Origin of the sequence: Streptomyces sp. NPDC052721 (assembly GCF_040678315.1) — a bacterium.
Classification (GTDB): Bacteria; Actinomycetota; Actinomycetes; order Streptomycetales; family Streptomycetaceae; genus Streptomyces.
Map to the genome: position 1 here is coordinate 22,942 of NZ_JBFATL010000002.1, position 17,055 is coordinate 39,996.

16 protein-coding genes and 2 pseudogenes are annotated in these 17,055 nt (G+C 71.8%); 10 read left to right on the plus strand and 8 right to left on the minus strand.

Going from position 1 to position 17,055, the window contains the following annotated elements:
• Positions 1 to 62 precede the first annotated feature (62 nt).
• The 3 genes from AB0L21_RS02135 (at position 63) to AB0L21_RS02145 (ending at position 3,571) form a co-directional block, all read left to right on the plus strand.
• The gene (locus AB0L21_RS02135) at positions 63 to 932 is read left to right on the plus strand and encodes a carbon-nitrogen hydrolase family protein (protein WP_365781692.1); all 870 of its coding nucleotides are present in this window, start codon (positions 63 to 65) and stop codon (positions 930 to 932) included.
• A 63-nt stretch (positions 933 to 995) separates the two neighbouring features.
• The gene (locus AB0L21_RS02140; protein WP_365781694.1) at positions 996 to 2,360 is read left to right on the plus strand and encodes an APC family permease; all 1,365 of its coding nucleotides are present in this window, start codon (positions 996 to 998) and stop codon (positions 2,358 to 2,360) included.
• A 419-nt stretch (positions 2,361 to 2,779) separates the two neighbouring features.
• On the plus strand, positions 2,780 to 3,571 hold the full coding sequence (locus AB0L21_RS02145) for a DNA-formamidopyrimidine glycosylase family protein (protein ID WP_365781696.1): 792 nt from the start codon (positions 2,780 to 2,782) through the stop codon (positions 3,569 to 3,571).
• A gap of 110 nt (positions 3,572 to 3,681) precedes the next feature.
• On the opposite strand, the gene AB0L21_RS02150 is transcribed toward AB0L21_RS02145, so the two are convergent.
• Entirely contained in the window at positions 3,682 to 3,990 is a 309-nt protein-coding gene (locus tag AB0L21_RS02150) for a hypothetical protein (RefSeq protein ID WP_365781698.1), read from the minus strand.
• Positions 3,991 to 4,157: 167 nt separating this feature from the next.
• Positions 4,158 to 5,003 (minus strand): RNA polymerase sigma factor SigF, encoded by an 846-nt coding sequence (locus AB0L21_RS02155; RefSeq protein ID WP_365699024.1) that lies wholly within the window; start codon positions 5,001 to 5,003, stop codon positions 4,158 to 4,160.
• Between the two features lie 188 nt (positions 5,004 to 5,191).
• Here AB0L21_RS02155 and AB0L21_RS02160 point away from each other — a divergent pair, with 188 nt between their 5' ends.
• A complete protein-coding gene (locus tag AB0L21_RS02160; RefSeq protein WP_365699025.1) occupies positions 5,192 to 5,614 on the plus strand; it encodes an ATP-binding protein in 423 nt (140 codons plus the stop codon).
• Between the two features lie 74 nt (positions 5,615 to 5,688).
• Here the strand turns inward: AB0L21_RS02160 and AB0L21_RS02165 are convergent, their stop codons facing one another.
• Positions 5,689 to 5,859 carry a hypothetical protein gene (locus AB0L21_RS02165; RefSeq protein WP_014673915.1) on the minus strand — a complete coding sequence of 57 codons (171 nt, stop codon included), beginning with the start codon at positions 5,857 to 5,859 and terminating at the stop codon, positions 5,689 to 5,691.
• Between the two features lie 133 nt (positions 5,860 to 5,992).
• Positions 5,993 to 6,388 carry a CBS domain-containing protein gene (locus AB0L21_RS02170; RefSeq protein WP_365699267.1) on the minus strand — a complete coding sequence of 132 codons (396 nt, stop codon included), beginning with the start codon at positions 6,386 to 6,388 and terminating at the stop codon, positions 5,993 to 5,995.
• A 166-nt stretch (positions 6,389 to 6,554) separates the two neighbouring features.
• Here AB0L21_RS02170 and AB0L21_RS02175 point away from each other — a divergent pair, with 166 nt between their 5' ends.
• From AB0L21_RS02175 to AB0L21_RS02190, 4 genes and pseudogenes are all read left to right on the plus strand, one after another.
• The gene (locus tag AB0L21_RS02175) at positions 6,555 to 7,115 is read left to right on the plus strand and encodes an HdeD family acid-resistance protein (protein ID WP_365781700.1); all 561 of its coding nucleotides are present in this window, start codon (positions 6,555 to 6,557) and stop codon (positions 7,113 to 7,115) included.
• A 449-nt stretch (positions 7,116 to 7,564) separates the two neighbouring features.
• Positions 7,565 to 7,871, plus strand: a pseudogene (locus AB0L21_RS02180) (sigma factor); the annotation flags it as partial.
• 215 nt (positions 7,872 to 8,086) lie between these two features.
• The gene (locus AB0L21_RS02185) at positions 8,087 to 9,382 is read left to right on the plus strand and encodes a hypothetical protein (protein ID WP_365781702.1); all 1,296 of its coding nucleotides are present in this window, start codon (positions 8,087 to 8,089) and stop codon (positions 9,380 to 9,382) included.
• 66 nt (positions 9,383 to 9,448) lie between these two features.
• Positions 9,449 to 10,252, plus strand: a complete 804-nt coding sequence (locus AB0L21_RS02190; protein WP_365699028.1) for a calcium-binding protein — start codon at positions 9,449 to 9,451, stop codon at positions 10,250 to 10,252.
• A gap of 524 nt (positions 10,253 to 10,776) precedes the next feature.
• Here the strand turns inward: AB0L21_RS02190 and AB0L21_RS02195 are convergent.
• Positions 10,777 to 11,634 (minus strand): hypothetical protein, encoded by an 858-nt coding sequence (locus AB0L21_RS02195; RefSeq protein WP_365781704.1) that lies wholly within the window; start codon positions 11,632 to 11,634, stop codon positions 10,777 to 10,779.
• A gap of 616 nt (positions 11,635 to 12,250) precedes the next feature.
• On the opposite strand from AB0L21_RS02195, the gene AB0L21_RS02200 reads away from it, so the two are divergent.
• Together AB0L21_RS02200 and AB0L21_RS02205 are read left to right on the plus strand one after the other, a co-directional pair.
• The gene (locus tag AB0L21_RS02200) at positions 12,251 to 13,510 is read left to right on the plus strand and encodes a protein kinase (protein ID WP_365781706.1); all 1,260 of its coding nucleotides are present in this window, start codon (positions 12,251 to 12,253) and stop codon (positions 13,508 to 13,510) included.
• Positions 13,511 to 14,237: 727 nt separating this feature from the next.
• Entirely contained in the window at positions 14,238 to 15,695 is a 1,458-nt protein-coding gene (locus tag AB0L21_RS02205; RefSeq protein ID WP_365781708.1) for an FG-GAP and VCBS repeat-containing protein, read from the plus strand.
• A 95-nt stretch (positions 15,696 to 15,790) separates the two neighbouring features.
• On the opposite strand, the pseudogene AB0L21_RS02210 reads toward AB0L21_RS02205, so the two are convergent.
• The 3 genes and pseudogenes from AB0L21_RS02210 to AB0L21_RS02220 all read right to left on the minus strand — a co-directional run.
• A pseudogene (locus AB0L21_RS02210) lies at positions 15,791 to 16,375 on the minus strand (SUKH-4 family immunity protein); the annotation flags it as partial.
• 4 nt (positions 16,376 to 16,379) lie between these two features.
• Positions 16,380 to 16,802, minus strand: a complete 423-nt coding sequence (locus AB0L21_RS02215; RefSeq protein WP_365699032.1) for a PIN domain nuclease — start codon at positions 16,800 to 16,802, stop codon at positions 16,380 to 16,382.
• Positions 16,799 to 17,014, minus strand: a complete 216-nt coding sequence (locus AB0L21_RS02220; RefSeq protein WP_351239434.1) for a type II toxin-antitoxin system VapB family antitoxin — start codon at positions 17,012 to 17,014, stop codon at positions 16,799 to 16,801. The genes AB0L21_RS02215 and AB0L21_RS02220 overlap by 4 nt, the downstream gene beginning before the upstream one ends.
• Between the last annotated feature and the right edge of the window lie 41 nt (positions 17,015 to 17,055).

A 17,055-nucleotide genomic window follows, 5' to 3' on the forward strand; every position in this document is an offset into this window, starting at 1 on the left:
CCGGAAAAGGAATCAAAGTGAGCCTATTGCTTAACAGCTCACCTTGAGCTAATTTCCTCGCCATGTCCCGCCCCCTCCCCCTCGCCCTCGTCCAGGCACCTCCCCGCCCGGCGACGGCGCCCCTCTCCGGGTTCGCCGAGGACGTCGAGCAGGTGCTGGCCCGCTTTCCGCAGACCCGCCTCGCCGTCTACCCGGAACTGCATCTGTGCGGCGTCGACGGTCCGCCGTCGTCGACCGAGCAGCTTCAGGAAGCCGCCGAGCCACTGGACGGCCCGCGCTCCCGGCAGCTCGCCGAACTGGCCGGTGACCTCGGCATCTGGCTCGTGCCGGGCACCGTGTGCGAGCGCGGCGAGCGCGGCGAGCTGTTCAACACGGCGCCGGTCTACTCGCCCGACGGCCGCCTCGCCGCCTCGTACCGCAAGATCTTTCCCTGGCGGCCGCACGAGCCGTACGACCCCGGCGACCGCTTCGTCGTGGCGGACCTGCCGGGCGCCGGCCGTATCGGCATCTCGATCTGCTACGACGCCTGGTTCCCGGAGGTGGCGCGCCACCTGGCCTGGCTCGGCGCCGAAGTGATCGTCAACCCGGTCATGACCACCACGGCGGACCGCGCCCAGGAACTCGTCCTGGCCCGGGCCAACGCCATCGTCAACCAGGTCTTCGTGCTCAGCGTCAACACCGCCGGCCCCGTCGGCACCGGCCGCAGCCTGGTGGTGGACCCCGAGGGGCGGGTGCGTGCCGAGGCCCCCGACTCGGCCGCCACCGTGCTGACCGACGTACTCGACCTGGACGACGTCAAGCGCGTCCGCACCTTCGGTACGGCGGGGCTCAACCGCATGTGGGACCAGTTCACCGACGCCGACACCCCGATCGACCTACCGCTGTACGGCGGCCGTATCGACCCCGGCCGCTGGCGCCCCGCCACCGGCTGACCCTCCCCCGCCCGCTCGCCCGTCCCCCCGGAGCTCGCTCCGGAGCTCGCCATGGAGCCCGTTATGGAGAACGCCCCCGCTCAGGGCCTCACCCGTGCGCTGACGCTCAGATCCGTCGTCCTGTTCGGCCTCGCCTACATGACCCCGCTGATCGTGCTCGGCACGTTCGGCGTCGTGGCCGAGAGCACCGGCGGCACCGTACCGACCGCCTATCTGCTGGCCCTGCTCGCCATGCTGTTCACCGCCCACAGCTACGGGAAGATGGCCGCCGCACACCCCGTGGCGGGGTCGGCGTACACCTACGTCCGCAAGGCCATCGACTCCCGGGTGGGCTTCCTGATCGGCTGGGCCACCCTGCTCGACTACTTCTTCCTCCCCATGGTCATCTGGCTGATCGGCGGGGCCTACCTCCAGGCCCAGTTCCCGGGCGTCCCGTTCTGGGTGTGGATCATCGGCTTCATCGTGCTGACCACCGCCCTGAACGTGCGGGGCATCAAGACGGCCGAGCGGGCCAACGACCTGCTCATGACCTTCCAGGTCCTGGTGATCGGCATCTTCGTCGCGCTGTCCCTGCGGCATGTGCTGCACACCGGGGGCGCCGGGGCGCTGGCCGGCACGGCACCGTTCGCCAACCACGCCACCACCCTGGCGGGCATCTCCGCCGGAGCGGCGATCGCGGCCTATTCCTTCCTCGGTTTCGACGCGGTCACCACGCTCACCGAGGAGACCATCGAACCGCAGCGCACCATGCCCCGGGCCATCCTGCTGATCGCCCTGCTCGGCGGCGGCATCTTCGTCGCCGTCGCCTGGGCCACCCAGCTGGCCCACCCCGGCAGCACCTTCGACGACCCCAGCTCGGCCGCCTTCGAGATCGCCCGGACCATCGGCGGCGACCTGTTCTCCTCGGTCTTCCTGGCCGGCCTGGTCGTGGCCCAGTTCGCGTCCGGCATCGCCGCCCAGGCGAGCACGTCCCGGCTGCTCTACGCGATGGGCCGCGACTCCGTCCTCCCGCGCCGGGTCTTCGGCCACATCCACCCGCGCTACCGCACGCCCGTCCTCAACATCCTCCTCACCGGCGTGGTCGGCCTGATCGCCCTGCGGCTGAGCGTCGCGACCTCCACCTCCTTCATCAACTTCGGCGCCTTCATCGCCTTCACCTTCGTCAACCTCGCGGTCATCGCCACGTATGTGCGCGAACGACGCGCGGGCCGCCGCCCCGGCCCGCTGGGCCATGTGATCGCCCCCGCGATCGGCGCCGCCGTGGACATCTGGCTCCTGACCCACCTCGACACCAAGGCCCTCGTCCTCGGTGCCGTCTGGCTCACCCTCGGCATCTGCTATCTGGCCTACCTGACCCGAGGCTTCCGCACACCCCCGCCGGAGCTGACCTTCGAGGAGGAGCCGCCGGCCGTCCCGGAGCGGGTGTGACCCCGGGCGCGTCGGCCGTCCCGGAGCGGGTGTGACCCCGGGCGCGCCGGCCGCCTCGGCCGGTGAGGGGCCGAGGGGCAGGCGCCGCTGGGCGGAGGTTCTGCCCCGTCCGGTGGAGGCCGGCGCGCGGTGGGGCCGGCGCGCGGGGATCCTTCCGACGGAAGCCTCGGCGCCGGACGGTCAGCGTCGACGGGAAACGCGAGGGAGCAGGGAGGAGGCTGATGTGGACCTGAGCGCTCCTGTCCCGCCCGCACGGCCGTACCCGGCGGCCCGGACGCTCGGCCGGAGTCGGCGCCCACGTCTCCGGTGTCTCCTGGGCGGGCCCGGCACGAAGGAGCGCGCGTCGGGCGCCGGCGCCGTCCCCCCGGTGAAGCCCGTCCTCCCGGCGTCCCGCCTCAGCCGCCGGGGGGACGTCCGCCATGCCTGAGCTGCCGGACGTCGAGGGGTTCCGGAAGGTGCTCGCATCCTGCGCGACAGGACGGGTCATCCAACGCGTGGACGTACGCGACACGGGCGTCCTGCACGGGGTCGGCCCGCGAGGTCTCCGTGACGCGTTGGAAGGCCGACGCTTCACCGAGCCGGAGCGGCACGGGAAGTGGCTGCTGGCCCACACCGCCGACGGCCCCACTGTCCTGCTGCACTTCGGCATGACGGGCAGGCTGGTCTGCGGCGGTCCGCACGATGCGGTGGAGGCCCACGACCGGGTTCTGTTCACCCTGAGCGGCGGCCGTCAGCTGCGCTACCGCGACCAGCGCAAACTCCAGGGCCTCTGGCTGGCCCACGACGACGCGGAGGTCAGCCGGCGGCTGGAGCGCCAGGGCCCCGACGCGATGGCGGTGAGCCGCGAGGAGTTCGAGACCGCGCTGGCCTCACGCCGCGGCCACGTCAAGGCCGCCCTCACCGACCAGTCCGTCCTGGCCGGCCTCGGCAACCTGCTCGCGGACGAGATCCTGTGGCGCGCCGGGCTGCGCCCCGACAGCCGGGCGAGTGACCTCGACCGGGCCGACCGCCGCCGCCTGTACACGCACATGCGCCGTACCCTCCGCGACGCGGTCGCCGCGGGCTGCGTCCCACCGCGCGACTCCTGGCTCACCGGCCACCGCGACGACCCGGACCCGGCCTGCCCCCGCTGCGACTCCCCTCTGCGCCGTTCCCGGATGGCCGGCCGCGGCACGGTGTGGTGCCCGCGGTGCCAGCCGGACGGGTCGTGACCCCAGGGGGCGCGGTACGCCGGCGGAATCGGCGTCACCGGACCGGACAAGGGCGTGGCGCCGTCCACCCGTGGAACGGGCCGGACGGCGCCACACATCGCACCGGAGACTCATCCGGGGAAGGGCTTGCTCGCGTCCTCCTCGGCCTTGATGCACGCGTTGAGCTTCTTCTGGATGGCAGCCGCCTCGTTGAGCGCCTTCCGGGCCGCCGCGGTCTCCCCCAGCCGCTTCAGCTGCGCGGCCTTGTCCTTGAGGGCGGCGATCTGCCGGCGCATCTGGTCCTTGTCGCACCTGATGGCCGCCTTGGTGGAGACCGCGCCCTGGCCGGCCGACGTGGCGGCGTGAGTGGGCACCGACGTGATGAGGAGGCCTCCGACGATGGCCGCGGAGACGGCCAGGGCGGAGAAGCGCTTGGTCATGAGGTGATTCCCCCGGATATGGCTTGAGTTGGTCGAAGCGGATCTTACAAGCGGGGCGCCGGCCGAGCCGTCGCCGCCTCCTGCGGGACCTGCTCCGCCCCGCCTCCGCCGAGGCCGCGCGGATGACGCGTGACGTCCCGGCGGACGTGGACGCGGGACCGCCGGCTTCAGCGGGTGCTGAGCATTCCCTCGCGCAGGCGGGTCAGGCAGCGGGAGAGCAGTCGGGAGACGTGCATCTGGGAGACACCGAGGCGTTCGCCGATCTGGGCCTGGGTGAGTTCCTCCACGAAGCGCATGTGGATGATCTGCCGGTCCCGCTCGTCGAGTTCGGCGATCAGGGGAGCCAGGGCGTGGAAGTCCTCCACCAGCTCCAGCGCCGTGTCCTCGGCGCCGATGAAGTCCTGCAGAGCCGCTTCGCCCTCCTCGCTGCCGTTGATCGTGGCGTCCAGGGAGGAGGAGTTGTAGCCGTTGGCGGCCAGGCGGGCCTCGCGGACCTCGTCCTCGGACAGGCTCATCAGCTCCGACAGTTCCTTGTCGGTCGGGGTGCGGCCCAGCCGGCTGCGCAGTTCCTCGGTGGCGCGGGCGAGCTGGACGCGGGCCTCCTGCAGGCGGCGGGGCACGTGGACGGCCCAGGTGGTGTCGCGGAAGAACCGCTTGATCTCTCCGACGATGTACGGAATGGCGAAGGAGGTGAACTCCGCCTCCCGCGACAGCTCGAACCGGTCGATCGCCTTGATCAGGCCGATCATGCCGACCTGGACGATGTCCTCCATCTCCTCCGGCCCGCGGCTGCGGAAGCGGCCGGCCGCGTAGCGGACCAGGGACATGTTCATCTCTATGAGCGTGTTCCGGGCGTAGCTGTACTCCTGGGTGCCCTCTTCCAGGACCGCCAGCTGCTCGAAGAACAACCGTGAAAGCTCCCGGGCGTCCTTGGGCGCCACCTGGGAGGGATCGGCGACTTCGGGCAGTCCGGTGGTCTGCGTGTCGGCTGCCGTCGTGCTCGTGAGCACCATGCTGTTCCCCTCCCGCGATCGATCTGTCCGCCAGCGCCGACGGGATGCGGTCGGCGTCTTCGCGCTGCTACCCCCTCATCCTGCGCCTACACCCGGGCCCGGACGGATCGGGTGACGCCCTGGCGGACACCAACCGGCGGATCCGGGGCAGACGTGGGGACACAGCGGGACGGACGAAGGAGGAGAACATGGCCGGGGACTCCTCGGTGAGGGCAGTGGGATGGGCGCGCTCGCTGCCGATCAGCAGCGGGGTGAAGGCGGCCCGGGACTGGACGCGCGCCCACCTGGCGGCGCTCGGCTGGACCGAGACGGCGCCGGACCTGGTGGACTCGGTGCTGTTGACGGTGTCCGAGCTGGTCACCAACGCTCACGTGCACGCCCGCAGCACAGCACAGCTGATCCTCACCTGGGACCAGGTGTGTCTGCACGTCACCGTCCACGACGCCTCTCCTCGGCTGCCTGAGCCGCGTGACCCCGGAGCCGGTGCACTGGGCGGACGCGGTCTGCTGCTGGTCGACGCGCTGGCCGACACCGTGGAGGTCCACCGCTGCCCGCACGGCAAGGACGTCACCGCGTGCTTTCAGCCACCCTCGCGCTCGACCGTCACATAGGCGAGCCGGCACACACGCGGGGACCGGCTGAGCTTCAGCCGGTCCCCGCGTGTGGAAGGGATGGTGGGTCAGGGTCACCATCGGTACCAGCGACCGCGGCCACCACCCGCGGTGGTGGAGCGCATGACGAAGCCGAGCAGCCAGAGCACCAGGACGGCGACGGCGACCCACCAGAGAACCTTGATGGCGAATCCGGCGCCGAAGAGAATCAGCGCGAGGAGCAGAACAAGCAGCAAGGGAACCATAGTTATCTACCTCCTGCCCCACCGATTGCCCTGGGTTGGTTCCCGCATTCCTCGAAAACGCCTTGTTTGTGAAGGAAAAGCGGGGGAACCAGTGGGAGCGCATTCACGCGCATTCTGTGGTGCGGACGGAAAATCAGTCGCTGGAGAGAACTTCCAGGAGGTCGCCGACGGCTCGGTCGGGCAGAGCCCGGGCGACGTCTGCGAGGGCGACGACGCCGACGAGGCGGTGGCCGTCGATGACGGGCAGACGGCGTACCTTGTGGGCGGCCATGGTGCGCAGAAGCTCTTCCGCGTCGTCGTCCGCGCCGATCGTGACGGCCTCTTCCTGCGCCAGGTCAGCGGCCTTGACGGCGGCGGGGTCCTTCCCTGCGCCGAGGACCTTGACGACGATGTCCCGGTCGGTGAGAACGCCCCGGAGACGGTCGTCGGTGCCGCAGATGGGAAGCGCGCCGACGCCGAGTTCGGTCATCTTGCGCGCGGCGTCGAGAACGGTCTCCTCCGCGGCCACGCATTCCGCGCCCTTGGTCATGATGTCCCGTGCCGTGGTGGTCACTCGTCCTCCTGAAGGGTCGTAATGTCCGGGACATCTCGATTAACCCGCAAACGGCAGGCGAAACGACCTGCCGGAAGGTCGATGCGCGCCTTTCACTGGGTACCTGGGACAACTCTGTTTCAGCGGACGAAGGGGTGATGGTGTGCGGCGGCAGCTGATGTGGATGCTCGTGGCCCGGGGTACGGCGGCCCTGCTGTTCGGGGTGGCCGCCCTGGTGTGGCCGGGGGTGACCGTCCTTGCGCTGGCCCTGCTCTTCGGCGTGTACGCGCTTGCCGACGGCCTCGCCCTCCTGGTGAGTGCCTTCCGCCGGCAAGGGGACAGGACCCATCGCGCGGCGCACGCGACCGGGGGTGTCCTGGGCATCGGGGCCGGCGTGATCAGCATCGGCTGGCCCGGCGTCACCGCCCTGGTCCTGGCCGCGCTGACCGGGGCCTGGGCCGTGGTCACCGGCATCGCGGAGATCTGGGCGGCCGTGCGCTTCCGGCACGAACTGCACCACGAGGGGGTGCTGTTCCTGGCCGGCGCGGTATCGGTCGCCGCCGGAGTGCTCGTCTGGGCCCGGCCGGGCGTGGGCGCGCTCACCATCGCGCAGGTCATCGGTGTCTACGCCCTGATCAGCGGCGTGCTGGTGCTGGCCGCGGCCCGGCGACTGCGCGGTACGGCCACCGCCGGACAACCGGTCCGCCACGCGCGGCACGCCTGAGCGGGAGCGCCGAGGTACACGGCGACGCGGAGATGCCCCGGTCCGTGAGGCCCGGGGCATCACTCTGCGTGCCCGAGGCGGGAGAACACAGCATGTTCACGTGAACGCCCGGTGGCCGGCGGCCCTGTGGGCACCCGTCCACGGTTGCCTGCCGGGAGGGAGCCCGACCGTGGTCATCGTTGCCTGCCTTCTCCTGCCCTTTGTGGGACTGATGTTGTACGGCATGGACCGTGTGGAGGACTGGCTGACGCGCTCACCGAAGTCACCCCGTCATGGAGCGCGTCATCTGCGTCTGGTCCAGGGCGGCAGGCGGGAACTCGTCGCCCGCTCCCGGACAGGCCGGCGCTCGTCCCGCGCCGCCTGAGCGGCGCCGAATGCCGCCGCGGGCGTCACGCGGGAGCACCCCCACCGCGTGCAGGAGATGACGTCCGACCACGAAAGGACACACGGTGGGGGAAGCACCCGCGGACCACCCGGAGTTCGCAGCCGCCCGCAGCGGGCCGCTGTTCCGGACCGCCTGCCTGCTCACGGGCGACTGGCACCTCGCCGAGGACCTGGTCCAGGAGACCCTCGCCAAGATGTACCGCTCCTGGCGGCGGACCAGCCGCGCGGAATCCCCGGTGGCCTATGCCGGCACCGTGCTCGTACGCAGCTTCCCTCTCCCACCGCCGCCGCAGCTCCACGGAGCGCCCCAGCGGCCGGCTGCCCGACGCTGCCGCCCCCGCGCGGGACGCCGAGCTGCGGATGACCCTGCTGGAGGACGCCCGTGTTCGGCTCCGCAGTCCCGATGGGGGGCAGCCGGCCGCGGCCACGTCCACCAGACCGCTCACCACCGCCTGTGACGTTTACCCCTGCGGGTGCGCTGGGTATTGCGGGCAGCCTGTGTGACGGCTGTGAACCACTGTGGTCAAGGCACAAGAACGAAGCGGGGGATGAGGGTGGCGCCTCGTGCAGCACGTCATCGGCGTTCGGTGAAACGTCGTGTCCTTGCCGGGGTTTCCGTCGCCGCGGCGGCGGGGATCGCGGTCACCGCGACGATGGCCATGAACGCCGAGGCGGCGTGGACGTCGGCGTGGAACGTGTCGGCCTCCGGCTGGACCCCGGACGATTCCCCCACGGTGTCGGTCGACCGGCAGGGTGACGCCCTGCTGGCCTGGAACGCCTGCGACCTCTCGACGCCGGGCTGCTACTACCGGATCCAGACCAGGGTGAAGACCGCGAGCGGTACGGTGACACCGATCCGCACCCTGTCGCCCGACGGTGCCGCGCCGTCCTGGCCGGAGGCCGCCTCCGACGACACGGGCGACTCGGCGGTGGTCTGGCAGCAGGACAGCCAGGTCGTGGGCCGGCGGGTCTCGGCCTCCGGCAGCCTCGTCGGTCCGTTGCGGAAGCTGTCCACGTCGGCGCCCGCGACCACCCCGGTGGTCGCCGTGACCCCGGGCGGCACCGCGATGGCGGCCTGGACGGAGAACCGCGACGGAAGCTGGTACGCGGTCGCCCGCCGTCTCCAGCTCGACGGCACGGTCGGGGCGGCCGTCACCCTCGGCTCGGGCTCGGCGGAGAAGCCGGCCATCGCGGTGGACCGCAGCGGCCGGTTCGTCGTCGCCTGGGTACGCGGTTCGGACGTCGTCGCCAGGCGGATCACGTCGACGTCCGTGTCCTCGACGAAGGTGCTCACCTCCCCGATCGCGTCGTACGGCGGTTTCGGCATGGTGCGGGCCGGCGTGGACCGGGACGGCGACGCGGTCATCACCTACCACTCGGGCGGTGGTGCCCGCCCGCAGGTCTGGGCCTCGCGCTGGAGCCGCACCGGCACACTGGCGTCCCCCCTGCGGATCTCGGCCTCCACCGACAACGTGGGCTTCCACCACGCCCTCGCGACCGACCTCGACGGCGACTCGATGATCGTGTGGACCCGCTACAACAGCAGCGGCAAACTCGAACTGCTCGGCCGCCGCCTGTCCGCGGCCGGCGCCCGGGGCGCTGTCACCAGCCTGGGTCTCGGCGACCGCCCCGACCTGGCCCTCGACGACGACGGCGACGGCATGCTGGTCTTCCACACGGTCGTCCCCAAGTCGACGCCCCCGTACAGCTACACCAGGACCAGCGCCCGCGTGATCAGCCGCTCCGGCACCTTCGGCACCACGAAGACACTCACGTCGGACGGCCGGGTGCCCCAGGTCGACAGCCGCCCGACCGCCCGGTTCACGGTGATCTGGCAGCAGGAGAGCTACCCGTACACGATCAAGTCCGTGACCGGTCCCTGACCGGATTCGGCCACCCCGCCGCTCCCGCTCGGCGGGTTCCCCCTCTTCCCTCTGTGAAGGAGACACATGCGCAAACGCGCTGCCTCTGCTCTGCTCAGTGCCGTCGCCGCGCTGGCCGGCTTCGCCGCCCCCGGCGCCTACGCGGACGAGACCCAGACCGACGTCCAGATCAGCAACGTCTCCTTCGACGGTGGCAGGGACATCGTGGTCGGTCTCTACGCCAAGACGATCACGGTTTCCGGGACCTTCACCCACCCGTCGGGCATCCAGGACGCGGACTTCGTCCTGTGGCGTGGACCGGACGGTGCGAACCCGTACGAGACCTACGACGACCGCATCGTGTCGAACGAGTACTACTCCCACGCGGACTGCGTCGCCCTGAGTGCCACCACCTCCACCTGCTCGCAGACGATCTCCCTCGAACCGGACTGGAAGTACGGCGGCACCGCGCTCACCAACGCGCACGCCGGCACCTGGAAGGTCAGCGTGCAGGGGGTGGCCAACGACGACAGCTGGACCCAGTCGGCGAGCTACACCACGACCCGTCTGCAGCGGGCGTCCAAAGTCACCGTGGACGCGGGCCCGGAACCGATCGCCAAGGGCAAGTCCCTCTCCGTCACCGGCAAGCTCACCCGGGCCGACTGGGACAATCTCGATTACCGGGGTTACACCAACCAGCCGGTCAAGCTCCAGTTCTGCAAGGCCGGTACCACGACCTACACCACCGTCAAGACCGTGTACACCTCCAGCACCGGCACCCTGACGACCACGGTCCCCGCGTCGGAAGACGGCTACTGGCGCTGGAACTTCGCAGGCACCTCCACCACCCCGGCCGCCAAGTCGACCGCCGACTTCGTGGACGTGCAATAACCCGACCGTCGTCGAGGGCCCGGACGAACGCACGTCGTCCGGGCCCTCGGGCCGTCGCCCGGCGCTGTCACGTGGCGAACGGTCCGCCAGGACGCAAGCGGCCACCGCGCACCAGCCGTTCGGCTGCCGAGCGCACCGACTGGCACGCTCACCGCTCTGTGCGCGCTCGTCAAGGACCGCCTGGGAGTCCGGCCCGGCCCCTCGGCCAGGGCGTCCCCACCGACGCGCACGGCCTCACCGGCCAGCGGGCCACCGCCCGCGCCTTCTCGCCGAAGGCCACACCGAAGCGGCCATGGCCAAGCGCCTCGGAGTGTCCCAGCGCACCGCCCGCCGCACCGCCTCCGGACTGAGGGCCGCCTCGGCGCCCGCAGCCGGCGTACGCGCCGTCCCACGACGCCGGCTCCGTGCCCTCCCCTGACCCGACGGCTCGCTGATCGAGCACAACGGTCTTCAGCCCGGGACCACTTCGTCGATCAGTCCGAGCCGCTGAATTCCCTGGGGGCCGGGGGAGTCGCTCCGGCGCGTCAACCGAGGCAGAGGACCAGCAGACACACCTGGGTGGGTGACGTCGCCGCCGGGGCGGGCGTGGTCCCGGAGGTGTCCGGTTCCGTGCCGCCGGTCGTCGGGGCGGGAGCCGGCCGGGTCGCCGTGCCGGTGTGGTCGGGGACCGAGCCGTCCGTGCTCGCCGTGCCGCCGGAGGACGCGGGCGCGGTGGTGTGCCGCTGCGGGGACGACGTGACGACCGGGCGGGGAGAGGGGACGGTGTCCGGCCGGGTCACCGGGGGCGCGGTGCCGGGCGTGGCCGGGGCGGCCTGGTGCCGAGGGGTGACGCGGATCGGTGCGTGGGTCCCGGGCGTGGTGCGGGGCGCGCGGTGCGCGGGGGCCTGCGCGACCGGCCGAGCGGGCTCCGTCTCCACCCGCTCCTTCGCGCCGCCCATGCTCCGGTCCTCCGGTGCGGTGGCCGCCTGTGCCTGGCTGGTGGTGTGCCGGTCCATCGTGGCGAGCGACAGGCCGCCGCCGACGAGTGCGAAGGCGGTGGCGACCATGGCCCGCCGCTGGTGTTTCTTCAGGCGGGCGAGCTGGCGGCGGCGTGCCGCCCTGCCCGGCCGCGCGGGAGGTATGCCCGGGGTGTCGGCGGACGGTCCGGTGGTGGACTCCGCGTCCTGCTCCGGCTGGGACGCACGCTCCCAAGGGGCTTCGCCGCCGCCGCAGGTCCCAAGCGGAGCGGCGGTGGGCGCACTCGTGGTCGCCGACTCGGCGGACCGGCCGGGGCCGAGACGATCGGTGAGGGCCGGCGGCGCGATGTCCGGGGCGTATGCACCGCACCCGGGGCAGACCAGGGCGCCATTGAGATGCCGACGACACGTGGAGCAGTAGTCCATCTGCGGTCTTCCTGGGTTGACTGCGCCGTCGGCCCGCGCGGGCCACGGCCTGGTCACGCTCGTACGGGGAGTCGAGCGGCCAGCAACGCTAACGACCCCTTTGAAAGGCTGTGTGCAGCCCGTGTGGCGCTCCTGCGCAGATTTCCGGAGCCGGTGGCGGGCCTCCGAGCGGTCCGGTCCCGGTGTGCGCTCCATCGGTGAGTGCTTCGTGACGGCCGCGGGTGCCCTTCTTCACAAGAGTGCCGGTCCGGCGATGATGTCCGTCACCCCGTGACACGGCCGCGGTCCGGTGCGCTGATGAGAGTGACCCCCCGGCGGGGTCGTGGCGCTCACCCTCCGGGGGGAGGCGCGTGGGCGCCGACGTGCAGGGGCAGTGCCGGTTCTCCCCCGTGACCGGTCTGCCCCTGCGCCTGAAGGTCAGGCGTGACATCTTTCGGCGTCCTTGCGCTCCTTGTAGTGGTCCCACGCCCAAGTGGACCCGCGACCAAGGGTCCCGTGGCGCTCGCTCGCCCCCCTTCTGAGCGGGTGGTCGTGTGCGGGGGGGCCGGAAGGCTCGTTCACTGTGGTCTGCCTGCCTCATGCGGATCGTGGGCGTGCGGGGACGTACGGTGTCGTGGTGATCGGGGTGGGTGTGCAGGGGTTGCTGGCCGACCGTTACCAGTTGCAGGACCGGCTGGGGAGCGGCGCGATGGGCGAGGTGTGGCGGGCCGACGACCGTCTTCTCGGCCGACCGGTGGCGGTCAAGCTGTTGCGGACCGATGAGGCCGCCGACGCGGAGCGGTTCCGGCTGGAGGCCCAGACCGGGGGCCGGCTCAGCCACCCCAACGTCGTCGGCATGTACGACTTCGGCTCGCACCACGGCCGGCTCTACCTGGTCATGGAACTCGTCGACGGCTGGAGTCTGGCCCAGGAGCGTTCCCTGCGCGGCGCCCTCGGCGCGCAGGAGGCGGCAGCCCTCGCGGCCCAAGTGGCCGCCGGCCTGGCCGCCGCGCACCGGCAGGGGGTGATCCACCGGGACGTCAAGCCCGCCAACGTGATGCTGAGCGCCGACCGTACGGCGAAGATCGCCGACTTCGGCATCGCACGCTTCGCCGACGAAGCGGCCGCCGGCCTGACGGCCACCGGCAAGATCCTCGGTACCGCCGACTACCTCGCTCCCGAACGGGCCCTCGGCCGCCCCGCCCACCCCGCGTCCGACGTCTACTCCCTCGGCTGCGTGCTCTACGAACTCCTCACCGGCCGGCCTCCGTTCCGCGGGGCCACCCCCTTGGCCGTGGTGCAGCAGCATGTCGACGCCCCGCCCGCGCCGCCCGCCCGGCTGCGTCCCGGCATCCCCCAGCAGCTCTCCGACTACGTACTGCTCCTGCTCGCCAAGGAACCGGCACACCGTCCCACCGCCGACGAGGCGGCCGACTGGCTCGCGTCGTACGGCCGGGTGTCCCAGGCGCCCGGACAGGACGGCACCGCACTCGCGCCGGCCCCAGCCATCGTTCCGGCCCCACCCGCGCCCACCACTTCGGCACCCGCCCCGCCAACCCGCGTGTCGCGCACCGCGACGCACTCCCGTCCGCAGGTCCGCCGCAAACTGACCGCCAGGGCAGTGGCCGGCGGGATCGGCCTGACCCTCTTCGCCGCGGCGGCGGCCCTCGGAGCGTCGCTGAACTCCGGCGACGACACCCCTGCGTCCCCGCCCGCTTCCGTTCCCACCACGGTCGCCACGTCCGTACCGGCGACGGAGGCACCGACGCCGGCCTCGACGCCCGTCACGTCGCCCACGCCGCGGCAGACACAGGAACAAGACGGTGACCAGGAAGAGGGGCGCGAGGACAAGCACGGCAAGGACAAGCACGGCAAGCGCCACGGTTCCGACGACTGACCGCCCCCGCGACCGGGGCGCGACCCGCACCCCCGGGTTCCCGGCGCGAGCCCTGACGCAGGGGCCGTCGACGACCGCGCCCTCGCCCGCGAAAGCCCGCTGATCGTCCGCCCTGTCGAGCAATGCGCGACGCTGTGGACGGGACGCGCCGACTCCCGTCCCGCGGCCTCCTTCGGCCGCTCCGCCCGCTGCCGGAACCCGGTCCGGGCGAGGCCCGCGGCCATGGCCGTGCACGCTGCGGCGATGCCCACGGCCGGCTGGTAGCCGTGCAGGAAGGAGTCGACGGTGGCCTGCCGGAAAGAGGTGCCGAGCGTTTCCACCACGGTGTGCGCGTCCGCCGCCCCCATCGTGCCCCTGCCCGAGTGCCGCGCTGCGTGGCGTGTCGGGTCCAGCCTGGACACCTTGCCCTGCCAGGCGGAGCCGGCCGCGCTGACGCCCACGGTGCCGAGTACCGCGAGGCACACTGAGGAGCCGATCCGCCATGACGCGATCAGCACGCCGGAGGTCCCACCCGGGACACCGGAGGTCACGGCGGGCACGAACGTGCCGAACCCGCCGCCGTACAGCGCATCCGAGGGCGCGCGTATCCGAGGGCGCTGACTGTCCGCGTGGCTGACCACGATGATCAGCCGGATCTGCCTGAACTCGCTCACTCCTCTCCCGTGCAACCCTTCAGGCGCACCGAAGGTCATCTCTGTGCCCGTACGTACGTCCTGGAGAGGAACCCATGCCCCGGTCCCCCCACAAGCGCTCCCGGCGTCCCGCCGTCCTGGGCGCCACCGCCGTCGTGGTCGCCCTCGCCGGTGGCCTGGTCATCACTTCGCCCGGCGGCGCGAGCGCCGCCCCGTCGGGCCTCGCCGACGACTTCAACGGTGACGGCTACCGCGATCTGGCGACCGGCGCCCCGGGTGCCGTCGCCGGCGGGAAGGCGAAGGCGGGCGCCGTGGTCGTCAACTACGGCTCGTCGAGCGGGATCAGCGCCGCGCGCCACAAGACCACCTCGCAGGATTCCCCCGGCGTGCCCGGCACCTCGGAGACCTCCGACCGCTTCGGCACCGAACTCGCGCACGGCGACCTCGACAACGACGGCTACGGCGATCTCGTCGTCGGCACACCGCTGGAGGACGTCGGCGGCGATGCCGACGGCGGTTCCGTCACGATCCTGTGGGGCGGCTCGTCCGGCCTGTCGGGCGGCACGACGATCGGCGACCCGAACGCGTCGGGCCACGACCGCTTCGGCCAGTCCCTCGCGGTCGGTGACTTCACGGGTGACGGGAAGGCCGATCTGGCGGTTGGTTCCACCGGCAAGGACGTGTGGATCTTCAAGGGCGGCTTCACCAAGTCCGGGGGCGCCGCCGGGAAGCTGCGCTTCGACGCCAAGATCGAGTCCGGCGCGTACCCCAAGGGCGCCGTCCAGCTGGCCGCCGGGAACTTCGACAACGACAGGGCGGACGACCTGGTGGTGGGGTCCTCCGCGGGCAACTTCGTCTACCGGGGCGGCTCGACCGGGCCCACCTTCCAGACCGAGGCAGGCCCCGGGTTCGCGGGCGCGCTCACCGCGGCCGACTTCGACCGCGACGGACACGACGACCTGGTCGTCGGCACCGACTTCCTCGACATCTTCGACCAGACGGCCAAGGGCGGCTACGTCACCGTGTTCTACGGCGGTACGGCGGGCGTCGACACCACCCGCAGCGCCGTCTTCAGCCAGGACACCGCGGGTGTGCCGGGAGCGGACGAGTCCGACGACTCGTTCGGCGGCTCACTCGCCGCGGGCGACGTCAACGGCGACGGCTATCCGGACCTCGCCGTAGGCGCGAACTTCGAGACCATCGGCTCCGCGAGCCACGCGGGCAACGTCTGGGTGCTGCGCGGCGGCGCCTCCGGCCTGACGGGGACCGGCGCCCAGTCCTTCAACCAGGACACCTCGGGCGTCCCCGGCGCCAACGAGTCGTCGGACATGTTCGGCGACGCCCTCCACCTCGCCGACCACAACAAGGACGGCCGCGCCGACCTGTCGGTGGGCGCGGCCGGCGAGAACAGCGACGACGGCGCCGTATGGGTCCTGCGCGGCTCCACCAAAGGCATCACGGCCACCGGCGCGGTGAGCTTCGGTGCGTCGTCCGTGGGCATCGGGAAGTCGGGGGACGACCCCATGTTCGGGGACACCATGCCGGGATCCTGAGCACCTACGACTCAGTGCGTGACAGTCGGCGGCGTCGCCTGTCGCGCACCCGGGCATACGGCGCTGGCCGGGCAGGTCGATGAGGAGGCCGGCGATCACCCGTGGAGCGAGCGGGCTCCCGGGCTGTTGCCCATGAAGCGCTGGCCCGCGGCGATCTCCTCCCCGACCACCGACCAGACGGTCTCGTCGTCCTGGAAGGGGAGCGGGTCGATGCCGCTCGTCTCCTGACGGATCCGCTCGATCTCGCGCTCCAGGCGCTCGAAGCCGGCTTCCTCGTCATCGCCGCTGAAGGTGAACTCTTCGAGCAGGCGCTGGAACCGGAGGGTGACCTGGACGAGGGAGGAGACGTCCGTGTGGAGCCGCTGCACGGTTTCCTCGTCGGCGTCGAAGGCCTACACGCTGCCGGAACCGGGGTCGAGGGCGAGGTGGGCGTTGAGCAGCCAGCCGATGACGGGCCATTCGCCCGCGTCCTTCGAGGCGTCCTCGAAGTCCTCCGCGTCGACGACCTCCCGCACGAGGGGCAGCCGCCCCGAGTCCTCCTCGGGCTCACGCAGCAGCAGCGTCCCGGTGGGGGCGCCGACGGTCTGCAGGTGGCGGGCGCCCTCGGTGTCCGCGACGGCGGGCGGGAAGGCGGTGGCGGGCTGGGTCGCGAGTCGGTCCTCACCGAAGATGCCGACGAGTGGTTCATTTGCCGGCTTCGGGCCCGTACCACTGGAGCGCCTGGCCGGTGACGGCGGCGATGCACTCGAAGTCCCGGTCGCGGTGCAGCAGAGTGAGTCCCTGCAGCTCGGCCGTGGCGGCTACCACCAGGTCGACGGCTCCGGCGCTGCGGTGCTGTCCGCGCTGGGTGAGGAACTCCTGGACCCGCCAGGCGCGGTCGTAGGCGCGGTCGTCGACCGGCACCCAGCCGAAGAGTAGGCGCATGTCTTCGATGCCTTGTGCACGGTCGGCAGCGGAACGCGAGCTGTAGAAGAACTCCAGCTCGGTGATGGGGCAGGTGGCGATGAGTCCGGCAGCTGCCGCCTGGTCCCATCCGTACTGCTCGGCGTCGCCGCGGAGCATGCGGGCGAGTGCGCTGGTGTCGATCAGGTATTGCGCGGCGTTCACCGGCGGTAGTTCCCCTTGTCCTCGAAGAGATCGAGGTCGAAGGCGCCCTCTTCTGCCGAAGCCCGCAGACGGGTGAGCGCCAGGGCCCGCCGCCGATTCTCCAGTACCTCGCGCAGCGCGGTGTTCACCGTCTCCTTCTTGGTGCTGGTGCCGAGGGCCTTGGCTACGTCTGCCAACAGCTGATCGTCGAGGTCGATCACTGTCCGACTCATGGTGCACCTCCTGGGATATAAACGATGGTGCTCATTATATC